Annotated in this window: 12 protein-coding genes and 1 pseudogene; 7 read left to right on the top strand and 6 right to left on the bottom strand. The window is 34.8% G+C overall.

The genetic code is table 11. The features are described 5' to 3' along the window. The first annotated feature begins 241 nt into the window (after positions 1-241). On the top strand, positions 242-1,510 hold the full coding sequence (locus CWB85_RS11815; protein ID WP_138554993.1) for a hypothetical protein: 1,269 nt from the start codon (positions 242-244) through the stop codon (positions 1,508-1,510). Between the two features lie 134 nt (positions 1,511-1,644). Here the strand turns inward: CWB85_RS11815 and CWB85_RS23040 are convergent. From CWB85_RS23040 to CWB85_RS11830, 3 genes and pseudogenes are all read right to left on the bottom strand, one after another. Then, a pseudogene (locus CWB85_RS23040) lies at positions 1,645-1,829 on the bottom strand (hypothetical protein); the annotation flags it as partial. A 95-nt stretch (positions 1,830-1,924) separates the two neighbouring features. Continuing rightward, on the bottom strand, positions 1,925-3,304 hold the full coding sequence (locus CWB85_RS11825) for a DEAD/DEAH box helicase (RefSeq protein WP_138554994.1): 1,380 nt from the start codon (positions 3,302-3,304) through the stop codon (positions 1,925-1,927). Further along, positions 3,298-3,846 carry a VspR family transcription factor gene (locus CWB85_RS11830; protein ID WP_138554995.1) on the bottom strand — a complete coding sequence of 183 codons (549 nt, stop codon included), beginning with the start codon at positions 3,844-3,846 and terminating at the stop codon, positions 3,298-3,300. Before CWB85_RS11830 ends, CWB85_RS11825 begins: the two co-directional genes overlap by 7 nt. A 196-nt stretch (positions 3,847-4,042) precedes the next feature. Between CWB85_RS11830 and CWB85_RS11835 the strand changes: the two genes are divergently transcribed. From CWB85_RS11835 to CWB85_RS11860, 5 genes are all read left to right on the top strand, one after another. Then, positions 4,043-4,360 (top strand): helix-turn-helix domain-containing protein, encoded by a 318-nt coding sequence (locus CWB85_RS11835; RefSeq protein ID WP_138554996.1) that lies wholly within the window; start codon positions 4,043-4,045, stop codon positions 4,358-4,360. A 20-nt stretch (positions 4,361-4,380) separates the two neighbouring features. Continuing rightward, positions 4,381-7,383, top strand: a complete 3,003-nt coding sequence (locus CWB85_RS11840) for a P-loop NTPase fold protein (RefSeq protein ID WP_138554997.1) — start codon at positions 4,381-4,383, stop codon at positions 7,381-7,383. A 191-nt stretch (positions 7,384-7,574) separates the two neighbouring features. Further along, a complete protein-coding gene (locus tag CWB85_RS22785; protein WP_249314851.1) occupies positions 7,575-7,871 on the top strand; it encodes a hypothetical protein in 297 nt (98 codons plus the stop codon). A gap of 18 nt (positions 7,872-7,889) precedes the next feature. Continuing rightward, a complete protein-coding gene (locus CWB85_RS11850; RefSeq protein ID WP_138554999.1) occupies positions 7,890-8,237 on the top strand; it encodes a hypothetical protein in 348 nt (115 codons plus the stop codon). Beyond that, positions 8,237-10,495, top strand: a complete 2,259-nt coding sequence (locus tag CWB85_RS11860; protein ID WP_249314853.1) for an NACHT domain-containing protein — start codon at positions 8,237-8,239, stop codon at positions 10,493-10,495. The genes CWB85_RS11850 and CWB85_RS11860 overlap by 1 nt, the downstream gene beginning before the upstream one ends. A 524-nt stretch (positions 10,496-11,019) precedes the next feature. On the opposite strand, the gene CWB85_RS11865 is transcribed toward CWB85_RS11860, so the two are convergent. Then, positions 11,020-11,178 carry a YqaE/Pmp3 family membrane protein gene (locus CWB85_RS11865; RefSeq protein ID WP_016710088.1) on the bottom strand — a complete coding sequence of 53 codons (159 nt, stop codon included), beginning with the start codon at positions 11,176-11,178 and terminating at the stop codon, positions 11,020-11,022. A gap of 53 nt (positions 11,179-11,231) precedes the next feature. Next, positions 11,232-11,795, bottom strand: coding sequence for a BON domain-containing protein (locus CWB85_RS11870; protein ID WP_016710089.1), 564 nt, complete (start codon positions 11,793-11,795; stop codon positions 11,232-11,234). A gap of 342 nt (positions 11,796-12,137) precedes the next feature. Here CWB85_RS11870 and CWB85_RS11875 point away from each other — a divergent pair, with 342 nt between their 5' ends. Continuing rightward, positions 12,138-12,797, top strand: a complete 660-nt coding sequence (locus tag CWB85_RS11875) for a LiaF domain-containing protein (RefSeq protein WP_138555000.1) — start codon at positions 12,138-12,140, stop codon at positions 12,795-12,797. 53 nt (positions 12,798-12,850) lie between these two features. Here the strand turns inward: CWB85_RS11875 and CWB85_RS11880 are convergent, their stop codons facing one another. Beyond that, positions 12,851-13,267 (bottom strand): VOC family protein, encoded by a 417-nt coding sequence (locus CWB85_RS11880; RefSeq protein ID WP_016710091.1) that lies wholly within the window; start codon positions 13,265-13,267, stop codon positions 12,851-12,853. Positions 13,268-14,042: the final 775 nt, after the last annotated feature.

The following is a 14,042-nucleotide window of genomic DNA, read 5'->3' on the forward strand; positions in this document are numbered from 1 at the left end:
ACAAATAAAGTAAAATTAAAAGCTCATTAATGAAATATGTATAATTCCTATCCATAAACAGCCTATAAAAGAGAGTTAGGTTATTGACCACCTCCAAATATTGAGCTTCATGTAGAAGAATTATTGAGGTCAGCACCAATTTATGCTTTAGTTGATCTAACTCTTATTGTCATGTCAACGTTGACAACGTTCCTTACAGTAAGAGACATTAGAAAAAAGCCTTACACTAAAGTAACTTAACATGAACTTTTGTACTCGTTATCAATGTAATACTTGCGATACTTTGATTGACTGTCGTATAGGGATGTCAAACCGTGATGTTCAACCATTTCAGTTCGCTTGTCCCGAGTGTAGTGAGCAAATTACATTTACTTTAGGCCTTGACAATCTTGAAGGCGCTAAAGAGATCAAGGCATTCGATGCCCTATTTACCGGTGACAATCATTTCGTAGACCTACATCTGGATTTTCCAGTTTCCTTTGATAAATATGTAAAGGGAGAAACGGCATTTATGCGTGTTATAGGCTCTATAGGGGAAGACTCCTTTTATCACTTGTCGTCGCGACTAGATGCGCTTAATAGGCTTGGAAAACATCATAGATCTTTAAAAAGACTTATTTCGCAGTACAGGCAAGGCAACATCAAAGGATTTGAGAAAGTGCTCAAAAGCCTTACCGACTTGAATTTTATCACTATAAAAAGCCATAAAAAACAAGATTTTATTGCAGCCCTTTATAGCGTAACATCTGTCATATCTTCGCCATTTACTATCCATGAACATAATAAAGAGCTCAGTAAAGGGATGCCAAATTTGCTTTTCAAACTATATACTGAGCACAATGAAAACCTTAGCGAGTTCTTCGATAGTCTGCTCAATACTGGTTTTCTAAAAACAGTCCATTATGACACTATCAGCTTGTATCCTAGACTAATTAACTTAGAACTACCTCTTCGCCCTGCTTTATATTACGACTACATAGAGGAAGAACTCGGGGATGTTCCTGCCAGAGTATCGACTCAAAGCTTTGATACATGCAACAACACTTATAAAGATCTAGCAGAAGTTTACTCTCGACAACTGGTGCTTATTGCGGGACTTAACAACTTAATACATCGTGGTAATTTTAATCTTTTTTCTGATGATGTTCGGTTTAGTAAAAAAACAGGAAAGATAATTCAAGCTTTCTCTTCTTTAAATAACTACGCCAATGTAGACCTAGGCAAAAAGCTATTCGCTATCGATGAGTCTTTCTTTAAATTTGATGAAAATGCAATAGATAACCGTTTAAGAAATGGTATTGCACACTACAAACACGAATATAATGAAGTAACGCAAATAATCACTTACAGCTCAGCTAAAGAGGGATTAGCAAGAGATACAACTATTGATATCACTTTCATGGAGTTTTTAAGAAAGATGCTATTGTTATTTCGCGAAGTCCACAGCTTAAACCATGTCATTAAGGCTCTTCTCTTTCACGTCACCTTGATATTAAAAAAAGATATTTGAATAGTTAATTAGACCAAAAGTTAAAGTCTCTGTAGTGACTTAGTTATCACCTAAAAGCCGTAAATAATAACATGCCATTTATTCCACTTTTGCTGTTATAACTGCGTACGAGAAAAGAAGAAAGTTAACTTGGTTTATAATAGCGAACCTAAGATCTTCTTAAGCGATAAATAATATGTTGAGCTAACGTCAATTAAATTAAGGTATGGCTTATTTTCCTCTAAGCAATAAGCCACTAAGTTCTCATAAAACAGTTCATGCCCTTATGCCTCGAATGTTTAATAAAAGAAATATTCTTGAGTTGGTCATTAATTAATTGTTATCGATGATAAAAGGCTTGGAAGCTCGTTCTAATTTATTCCACAATGATATTGCTTTTTTATAAGTAAACAGAACATACCTCTCTTTATGGAACTATAAGAATGCTTCTATAACTCTAGTTCTAAGTGATTTAATTTGTATACTGCTTAATGAACAACCTGAAAGCAGCTCATCATAAGCTATACCGCGTTCTGAAGTTAGGCCCCCTAGAACGAGTTTATCAAGGATTTCTTTTAACTTATTATCCCTGTTTATCTTTGGCGATGTTAAAGGTCTAAATATATCTTCTCTCACCAAGATTGTGTCACATTCCATATCAACATAAGAGCAACTATCTGGTATATCGATATTAATGCGCTCAGCAAACTCAATTAAGCTTGTTTCTGCAAATGTGAATAACCAGGCTAATTCAATTTTACCTTTGCCAGACCTAAGAATGCGCCCTAAAACTTGCCTAAAGTACAACTCTGTTTTTATAGAACTTAAATGACAACAAACTTGTAGCCTAGGTATATCAGTTCCTTCACTAATCATACCCACACTAACAATCCACTGTTCAGTAGATGACTTAAATGTGTTGATCTTCTGTGTTGAATTATCGTGTAAGTAAGTAACTATGGTTGACGTTTGATTAAATTCTTCAATTAATAAGCTGTTTATCATTTCAGCGTGCTTAACTGAAGACGCAACAACTAGGCCGCCGGCAGTTGGGTTTGAAACTCTTATCACCGACAGTTTTAATACGGCTAACTTCAATAAATATCTAAGTGCAGAGTCATTATTAAGCACCTCTTGGTACGCTGATTGAGCTTTTTTAACAAATTCAGCTATTGATCCATATGTATCGTGGCCATCCGAAATACTATTGCTATCAACTAAAACTATTTTTGGCTCCCTACACACGTTATCTCTTATAGCTTGACTCAAACTGTATTGATAGTCGCATATCAACTCTCCTTCTGGATCAGAATAATTCACTAAAGCAATAGGAACGGCATCTGAGCGCCAAGGAGTACCCGATAGCGCAAGTGTGTAAGTTGCAATATCCTGTAAATGGAAAACAACTTTCTCACCCCACGTATTGATTTTAGATTTATCTTGCGAGAATGAGCAGTGATGTATTTCATCAAAAATAAAAAATGTACGATACTTTCTAAGCCCATCCCAAGTACTTTCAGGAATAGAGCATAAGCTTTGATAAGTCATAGAGGCACCTACAGCCGTAAATGAGCCATCAAACGAACACCCAATTATTTTTCCAAATGTTCTTTTGATATTATTAGCCACTTCAACCGATGGTGAAAAGCAGATCACTCTGTCTATCATTCCTTTATCAAATAACGCTTTGGCCAATGAAGCTGCCATTATTGTTTTACCAGCACCTGGAGTGGCCTGACATAGAAAGTGCTTATCAATAGCTGTATATTTTTTTACTGCTAACTCAACACATTCCCTTTGCCAACTTCTCAGCATTGCCGTGCACCATTATCCAAAGAGGCCAATATATTAGTTAAAGCGTTAACTTTTCCTAATAACTTAGCTGAATTATTTTTAGCATCATCGAATGCAGAGTAAAACAAGCTAAGGTGCTCAGGGAATCGCTTCTGTAGAGCTTTGTATTCATCAACTTCCCCCAATAAAATTGCAAGCTCAGCCTCAAACTGTTTCTTTTCATTTAATAAGGTTTCAACAAGCTTAGATGCTTGATTATCAGTATGACTGCTAATTGATTTTTCTTTGGTAATTAGAACCTGTTTCGCCACAAATTTAGTATTATCAAACAGTTCAGTCTTAAAATACCTTTTATAACGGTCACTTCCTTTTGAATTTAAGAGTCCCTTCCGCTCAAGAGCTGTCGTTTGTCTATAAATGAATTTGCGTGCCTCATCTATATCTTGATATGTATCAGTGACGCTTAATAACTCATCCCTGAGCTCAACAATTGTAAAGCCATTACACTCTTTTTCTATCAAGAGGGAATAAATGTGTTGGTTTAATTTAATAACTTGGGGCATTTATTATACTACTAAAATCAAGAAAACTTAGGGTTGCTAAGTATATAGAACAATGTAAAACTTAGGAACACTAAGTTTTACATATAGAAATGACTTTAAGAACATACCACAAATTAAACTTAGGATTCCTAAGTGTACAAACCATTGTAAAACTTAGACAATCTAAGCTATTAGAGACTAAAAAAATGATGCTTCTGTGTTCCAAAATCCAATCCCAATTAGGCTCAAACAGGCCCGCACTAAATCAGGTATCACTCAAAAGCAGTTGGGGATACTTATCGGTATGGATGAGAACTCAGCGAGTGGTCGCATGAACCACTATGAAAAAGGCCGTCATATTCCAGACTTAACGACTCTAAAAAAGATCGCAGATGAACTAAATGTTCCATTAAATTATTTTTTCTGTGAAGATGAAACAACAGCAGAGCTAGCAATTGAGATATCAAAATTAGATATAGAGAAGAAGCTTGAATTAATCAAAAAGCTTAAAACTCCAACAAGTAATAAAATTTGATTGAAACGTAAAGGAATGAAATGAGCTCGGATAGCAAAGAAACAATCAAAATGCCTCACTTTTTAATCTATGCAAAAGCTTTATTCATTGGCTTTTTAATTAGCGAATCTTTTTTTTGTGGATTTTATATAAGTTCAAATTTTTCTCTCAAAATCTCAATAAACTTGCATATAATTATTGAAAGATTAAAAGGTTACGCGGAGTTACCATCGCTCAAAACTGACCTTACGTCTTCATTAATAACATATATATTACCAATTGGATTGTTCATCTTTTACATAGTGCCCTACTTAAAAAGAAGAAAATGTTTTGATACTCTAAAATTAATTCTAAAAAGAAAGAACTTTAGGTTATTGGCTATATTTACTTTAGGCGTAATATTAAACTATTTTTTACTTCCTCAATTAGAGTTACTTCATATACCCCTAAGTACAGCTCCGCCGTTTACTGCACCTACCATACTGATTTTTTTTCTCATAACTATTACCTCTAACCCAAAACCGAACTCACTTCCTTCCAAAGACACAGGTAATAATCTCTTTGTAAGTGATCAACCTATAGTGAATAAAAACCTTGATTTACTGAATTTAGACCAGCAGGTTAAAAATTTTTCCGAACATATTCTCAATGCTAAAGAATCAAGCGAGCTAGTGTTTGGGGTAGATGGTTCTTGGGGGGTAGGTAAAACGAGCCTTATAAACCTTCTACAAGAAAATTTGGAGCAACATAAGAACCTAGTTGTCTGTAGATTTGAGCCACTAAGATACAGTTCTAATACCAACATTACTAATATGCTCATAACCGAGATAACTGCAGCTATACAAAAGAAATATTTCACTCCAGAACTTAAAAGTGCTGCGTCACGGTATTCTCGGTTAATTAAAGGTAATGCGAGTATATCGTTTTTCGGCCTAAAATTATCATTTTCACCTACCAATGATACAATTGAAGATTTGCTTGCTGATATAGATGATGCTCTAGGGCAGTTGGATCTCCGTATAGTTATAATAATAGATGATTTAGACAGACTAGACCCTAAATCAATTAATAATGTTTTGTATGCAACTAAACAATCATTCAAATTGTCAAGGGCAACATATGTGCTTTGTTATGATACTGAGAATATTATAGGAGAGCATGATGATAAATCTAAAGCTAGGGAATTCTTGGAGAAGTTCGTCTCTGTAAAATTAAACATCCTTATTGATACTAAAGATTTAACCCAATTTCTTCGTAACAACTGGCAGAGCGATGAAAGGCTGGAACTTTTTTCTGCTGAGATAATGGAAAAAGTTAGTTCTGTATTAGAAGAATTAGCCTCTCTTTTAGAAGGCAAAAATGCTTACGCCTATCTTCCCTTATTAGGCAATTTTAGAAAGGTAAAACGTTTTATCAATTCAATACTTGTAATGCAACTACATTCTAGCGACTTAAGTAAAACAGACTTTAATAAGCAAGACCTCATACATTTAGTACTAATACATTTAAATTATCCCGGTTTATTTCGACAAATTTACCAAGAGGAAACTTCAAGCTTAGAAGGTAGTTTTTCACTGCGCAAAAGAGATAGCAAATGGAAAAATTCCGACAATTTTTCTCACATCCTAGAAAATCAAGAAAGCAACGCATGCTTCTTATTACGCCAACTTTTCGATGTCAAAGTGCTCAAGTTTGAAGACCCTCGTAGCTTTCGTTTAAGTGATGAAGAATACTTTTCAAGAGCCTGCTTTAACAAGGGAGAAGTTAAAAATTTAGAGAAACTCCTGAAACTTATAGCGAGATGCATCAAACCTAAACCAACAGAAACATACACTTTATACAAAAGTTCAGTAGATAAAATTATAAATGGTGAAATGTACTCTGAGCTATTAAAAGACAATCAAGATATGAGAACGCAAGAATCACGTGATAAGCTTTTAAATTTGTTAGTATCTCATTCATACAAGTTAGATAAAGCTTCTGTAGACAATATTATTGATACGCTCATTACGCAAATTCAAGAAAGTCCAATACTTTTCTATACAAAAGAAAGCTCAAGAAAGAATTATATTTTATCACTCATTAGTATTTTAAATAAATGCGGATGGGGTCACAGTGCCGAAGATAGGCATAAAAATAATGGACTTCATCGTAAAGAAATAGCTTGGCGAATATTTGGTTCTAATCTATATCACGGTACTGGGATCTTAGAGAAATTTATAAGTAATCCTAAAGGTATATGTGGATGGCAAGATTTAATGCTTTTCAGACTATATTGCTGCGCCGACCGTGGCGGACAATTTTATAACTTAAGTGACGCATTAATTCTTGAACAAGACGAGAGTGCCGAAACCGCAGGTTTAGTAAGCAAATTAACGATTCAACAAATGAGAAAAATTTCACAAGAAATTTTTGCTTTATTTTCCAATAACTATATCAGCAAGGGCGTAAACTTCTTTAATGAAATAGAAAATACAAAAGAAGAACTACCTACTAATTCAAATTCTTATGAGGAAGAAACGCTATATTCAGGGGAATTGTCAGCAAGCGAAAGAATTGCTTCTAGCAAAATGAGTATTGCCAATTTTGTAATATACCACTTGAGTTACAAGAAGGGACCGGACGGGAGTGGAATTGGTTGCGGTTTTTATGACGTAAAAGGCACTGAAGACAATAATGGTATAGCAAACTTAATGAATGATTACTTGTTTGATGTTTGTTTTAACCCTGATAAAGCTGAAGAAAATGCTCTTTACTTTATTGACTACTGCCTATCGCATTTAACAAGTGGGTTTTTCTCTAATCTAGACACTGATGATTTCGTGCCTACAAAGGAAGATATAATAAAACCACTAAGTGAAAAAAAGTTCAGAGAATTTTGGAAAAAACACAAAGGTACGGTCATTAAAATAGCTGAAAACAATAAAACCAGAAAAGTATATACGCCTAATTATATTGCGAACTATGAAGATGACTTAAAAGCTGTTTTAACTACCCTAGACGAAATTTTAGAAGAAGATAATGCTTCAGATTCAGGCGATTAAGAATGAACATTACAATTCAGGTAATAACTACTTTAACAGCATTAATAGCTATAGGACTTATCTATTGGACTATTAGGACACAGCAGAAACATAATAAATTATCGGTTGCACCAAGGCTTTGCGATTGGCTACACACCCAGGATAACTCGGTGCACTACGACATCATAAACAAAGGACTAGGAACTGCAAAAGTGGGCAAGTTCACATTTATAGTCGATGGACAAGAAATATGTTGGTCAGAGTTCGATAAAGACATCCGTCATTACTTTGAACAAGAGCTTAGTAATGCTCATCAACATACTTCAGGCTTATCTTCGGATAGTTACATAGCCAAGGATGAAAGAATACGCGTACTTGAACTTCATTTTTTGCCGAAATCAAAACTCTCCCACATTCTCGAACGACTTATTAAACGGTATCAATTGAAAGTTGAGTATTACTCTCTTTATGAAGAGACTTTTACATACCAATCAGGCCTAAACGACTAACCATTGAAGGAACAACTAATGTCAACAATTGATATTGAGAAAGAGCTCACAGAGCTAAAAACTGAATTTGCAGAGCTAATGGATATGTTTGAAGAGTTCGAATCGAACAAAGCATTTATTTCAGCCCAATATTCGACTTTAAAACAACAAGTGACTAACCGCGCAAAAGAATTAGAAAAGTTAAATAAAAGTGGGCAGTTGAGCCCGGATGAAAAGCATTTTCTATTACCTTGCATCAGAGAAGTTACCTTGAGCTGTAAAGCTAGAGTTGGTGCAATTGATAAAGGAAAGCTTAGTTCATCTATTTACGATGGCGAAGACTATTGCTCATATTGGTTGACTGAATTAGAAAAACAGGAGCAATAATGAACTGTGAAATTTTCAATGTGATAAATAACATGGGAGAAGACGAGTTCTCTCAAAAAGTTGTCGCTGAATTATACAAGGAGCTTGGGTTTGAAAGGACAATTTTTAATGGTGGGCCTTTTGAATATGGTAAGGATCTAATTTTCACAAAAGATCTAGGTATAGATGAATACAGAATCCATATACAAAGTAAAAAGCTTAAAAATTGTACAAGAAAAGCTGATATAAATGCACTTTTCAGACAGCTTAATGAATGCATTAATCATGGGTCATTTAATGAAAAAGGGGTGAGAGTCCCTGCTAATAAAGTCTATTTAGCCTGCCCAGAAGTTGTCGATGACAGAATGAAAGATAAAATTTTCAACGGTTTTAAAAAAGGCGAAGAACCTGAAATCTTAGACGGAGCTACACTAGTAAAAATCATTAAGGAAAAGGCCCCTAAACTTTATGAAAAGCTAAAGCCTGATAGCCTTAAAATATTTGAAAATAAAGAGATTGAAGAAACAAATCATGAGCTACTAAATGCTATAAAAGCTGAGTCTTACATTGATATAAAAACGATATATAACGACCTTTCATTTTTCCTTGGAAATATAGAGAGCAAAAACGCCCTTTGCTCGGTAGCAACCCCATATAACAAAGAACTAAGCGTTAATTATTTAATATGGAATATGGTAAAAGAATCTTTAAGGGAAATAGAAGATATATTCAAAATAAAACTAATTGAAGAGAGTGAATTAGTAAAAGTTGAAAAAAGCATAGAAAGGCAAAAAAGCGAATTTATATCTAAAAACAGCAAAAACAAAGAAATAGAAAAAAATACTTTCATAAAGCTGAATAAGAAAAGTTTAGCGAACCACCTCAATGAACTACTCAATAAGCAGAGAAATTACATACAATCAATCAATAAAAACCCAACACCAAATGAAATAATAAAACTTTTAAATAGTACAGATGAATCTCTAAAGCTTTTAGATAAGCTGGAAGAAAAGTCTAGGTACATTGGTAAAACTATAGATTTTAAAGAAGCAATACCAATCCAGCCTTTAACCGTATCACCATTTTTTATTTTTGATACTCATAAAAACTTGGCTGTTTATGGCAAAGCTGGTGCAGGAAAAACAACAACTCTTAGTCAATATGCAAAGTACAAAATAGAAAAAGATCCAAGCAGCGTAATTCACTTAAGGCTTAACAAAATTCAACAAGCCTATATTGAAAGAAAGAGGTACTTTGATGATTATAGTAAAAATATAATTTACAGCTTCATTTGTATTAATTCAAAGATGGAAGAAAGTAAAAAATCAATTGATTTCATTATTGAATTTTTAGATAAAAAGGTAACATTAATACTTGACGGGTTAGATGAAATATATAACTCAACCCCAAACATATTGCAAGAAATCGAAGATTTAGTAAAAAAACACAATAACTTACAAATCATCATCTCAACTCGTGATTGCGTATCCTACTTAAAAGAAATTGAATTTTTAGGAGTGACTTTAGAGCCATTCACAAAAGAGCAACTTTTTAACTTTATAAAGCTTTATAACGGTGAAAATAACTTTAAAGAGATAAAAAGAGAAATTCAAAAAAACAAGCTGGCTGAGATCATAAACACTCCGTTACTAGCTACTGTTGCTTGCGAACTCTATAATCAGGGAATAAAGTCCTTTTCAAATGAGAATGAAATTTACAATGCGAGGCTAAGACTATTAACTGGTGAATACGACTCTTATAAAAATATAAAGCCTAGAACAAACCTTCATACTGAACATCTACAAAACTGTGCAATTGAACTAGCCTATTACATGCATGTAAATGAATTTCGGGGTTACGATAAAGTTTCAGCTGTAAACTATTTACTTAAAAGCACAGGATACGAAAAGAAACTTATAGAAAGTCTACTCCACTCTCTGCAATATGACTGCAACATATTATTCTTTGATACTAGTGAACAAAAGTACCACTTCGGCCACATTAGGTTTCAAGAGCATCTAGCTTCATTCGCCATTAAGTCTAAGCCTGAATTCGACTGGGTGGAAAAGTTATCAAGTAATTTCTGGAGAGGTGCTTTCAACCTTTATGCTCAAAGCAACAGCATTGAGTTTTTAGTAAACAGACTTGGAGAACAAAGAAGTATTACAAGTGAACAGCTTGCATCACTAAATCATATGGTAAAAGGTTCACCATTAATGTTAAATAGAAATTTGGTAGATTTCATAAAGATTGAAAGGCCAGTTTCGATTGTTTTTTAATTAGATAAACTTAAAAAATTATGTAACTTGATGTCTGGAAAACCATTTTCCAGACATCAAAAAAGTCCAAATTTTTTTGTGTTTTTTCACTTTTTCTGGAAAAGCCTTATAAACTAGATCACATGTAGGTTTCCAGAGTATTTCCAGACTTGGATGTACAGAGTACGGGATTACTATGAGATAAGCTTTGGGCACTTACCGCTTATAGCTTATATGATACTAATTTAGTTTTGAGATATTCTTTGGGAAGGTTATAAGTGCATGCTCTGCGTTTAAAAAGTAGCATGCACTTATAATTTTTCGGTATTTAACATCCTAGTAAATTCCTTATAATTTAAAGCCCGCTCCTTGTTGCTTTGGCTTCACTCCTTGTTGCCTTATCCATTAACTGCTTCCATTGCTGTGCCGTCCACAGTGGCGTAACACTGACTGTTCTTCCTTGTTGGTTTTTCCTTAATATGTTGTCCATAATATTTCTCCTTGCCATAAGGCTGCCCATCCTTGTTTTATTGAACATTGCGCGCTTAACGCCTAGCAATTATATAAATTGCATGAATTAAGCCTGGAATATACCCCAGCAATGTTAACAAAATATTAATCCAAAACTGTATCCCTAAGCCCACTTGTAAAAAAACACCCAGTGGCGGGATCAATACTGAAAATATAATACGAATTAAGTCCATATTGTTTACTCCATAAGAAAGCCCAGCCTAGCTGGGCATTCTTGACTTATAGATTATTCAGCGACGATTGTTAACTCATCAATCACATCACGAACATCTTCAGCATTTTTGGCAATTTTCACTGCAAGCTGTTTTTCAGCTTCAGATTCAACAGTACCTTTGAGTGTAACTACACCTTTATCGGTATCAACGTCGATATCAGTACCACCTACTTCAGAGTTGAACAAGAAACGAGTTGTGATAACAGTACTGATTTTAGCGTCAGTTAAGTCACTTTCAGTGCTATCAGATTTCATTTTCTTGTTTTTGGCTTCGACATTTTTAACAACCGTTAATTCGTTATCAACATCAGTTACGCCATCAAGGCTTAATACAAGCTCTTCGGCTAGCTCTTTATCAAGCTCACTTTCAACTTTACCAGTGAGTACAACTTTGCCATTTTTTACATCAGTGTTAATGTCAAAATTGTTTAAGTTAGTGTTCATTAGAAGAACTGTTTCTGCCTTACCATCAATCCAAGCATCTTTACTTTCATTTTCCCAGCTACTTGCTTGAGCACCCATTGCTGTTGTACCAAGAACTAACGCTGCAATAATAGATTTGTTAAATGTTTTCATAATCTTTCTCCTTTTGATTAAAGACAATATGATTAATGCGAACATCAGGCCAACATTTAAAACAATAAAAATCAGACTGTTACAGAATAAATGTGACAACAGTGTGTTTTGTCTTGGTAATAATTTACCGACTATTCGGTAATTTATTCTGGTCGTTGCAAAATTAACTATTTAATAGCATTATTCGTTAATCTGTCGTTAATATAACGAACCATTTTAGTTTCATAAAATCTAACAGGTTGATTTTTATTGCAATTAATAATGGCCTAAGCCTTGCTTAGTTATAGTTGAACTTAGTAATAGTACATATACAGCAACTGCTTCACTAAAAAGGAATACACCATGCCTGTAAAACTAGAAGATCGCCCAATTGAGCAAGTGCGTGAACAAGTTATTGATCAATTAATTTATAACTACAGTCATGCGGTTATTTCAGCAGAGGCTTTTGAGCGCCGATTAGACCAAGCGATGGAAGCTAAAGATAACCAAACCTTAATTGATTTGGTAAGTGACCTTGAACTAACAACTGATAGTAGCTATCAGTCTGAAAAAAGAGCACAGTTTAGCCCAAATTACAGTAATAAAAACAACGATGAAGCATTGCACCTACGCAGCATATTGGGATCAAATGAGCGCAGTGGTCAATGGGTAGTACCCAAAGAAATTCACCTAACTAACCTGCTAGGTTCGATTGAACTTGATTTTACTGATGCCATATTCCAGCATCAAAATATCACCCTCTATGTTAATTGCTTGCTTGGTAGTGACCAAATTTATGTTCCAGAGCACGTTAATGTTGTATCAAAACTATTTAGTATTATTGGCAGTGTTGAAAACACATCTGTGTCACTGAACAAGCAGCAAGGACCAACCATTACTATCGAAGGTAAAGTGTTGCTTGGCTCGGTAGAAATTAAAATCAAGCGAACCATTAAAGAAAAGTTTATCTCCTTCGCCAACAGCCTCAAAACCAGCTGGCAAGATATGAATAAGCGCTCGTAAAGCCGATAAAGCGGCCAGCTATCTACACGCTAGCCGCGAGTTACTTAATCGCTTTATAAATCATTATTACGCTCACTGGGAATGTCACTTAGGTACTCCACAAACTCAATTTCAAATCCAGCCGGATCGATAAAATAAACATTTTTACGAAAAGGGTTTTCCGCGCCAGGCTTATCAATACGGTAACCCGCACTTTCTAAACGCGAAATAACCGCTGCAATATTATTTGTAACATATGCAAAATGCGCTAAACCAATTTGATGGCCTGTTAAATCCCGATTACGTTGTTCACCATTATCACTTAGTGCCAAATACTGTCGGTCATCACCAAAGTGCAACCATTTTCGCGGTTTTCCATGCCACGCCCCTTCACCTTGGCTTCTTATAGACCAATGTGGAAAAGCGGCTTTATAAAAATGCAGCATAGCTTCAACATCATCAACAACTAAATTCACGTGCTCTAAATACATAATAAAATTCCTTTATTTGAGTAATTAAAGGCACAATAAAACCTCAAGCAAAGTTGAGGTAAAGTGTTTTTTATGAAAAATGAAATAATAAAAATGGGGGGTCTAGGTTAACAGCATGACGTAGGAAATGGCTTTAGCCATGAATCTTCACACCGCGCGGCATAAAGCCACGGGCTGCGGGTAACGAATTTCGGGCTATGAATCTTAGCCCCTAGTCTTTAATGATTGTAGGAGAGCGCTTTAGCGCCGATGAGCTTTAACACATAACTAAAAACAATCACGGCTAAAGCCTGTTCCCACAAAAGCCAAGACACCTAGCCCCTAGTCACTTTCCTAGCTCCTAGCGCCTTAATTTTTAACTTTTTACCTGTCTCCTCTACAGCGCAGCGCCTCTTAACCTCTGTGGTAAATAAATTACTTAAAATCATTTTTGCACAAAGAGAAAACAATGAGGGTAAATGAGAAACTAAAAAATTAATATTTTACTTTTTCGGGCTAAAGCCCGACCTACAAAAGCATATTCCCTAGCATCTTTAACCTTTCCCGCTGATGCGCGGCATAAAGCCGCGCCTATAAACATTTTTGCACAAAGAGAAAACAATGAGGGTAAATGAGAAACTAAAAAATTAATATTTTACTTTTTCGGGCTAAAGCCCGACCTACAAAAGCATATTCCCTAGCATCTTTAACCTTTCCTGCTGATGCGCGGCATAAAGCCGCGCCTATAAACATTTTGCACAAAGAGAAAACAATGAGGGGAAATGAGAAACAAAAA

It is taken from the genome of Pseudoalteromonas sp. S1727 (assembly GCF_005886375.1).
Taxonomy (GTDB): Bacteria; Pseudomonadota; Gammaproteobacteria; order Enterobacterales; family Alteromonadaceae; genus Pseudoalteromonas; species Pseudoalteromonas haloplanktis.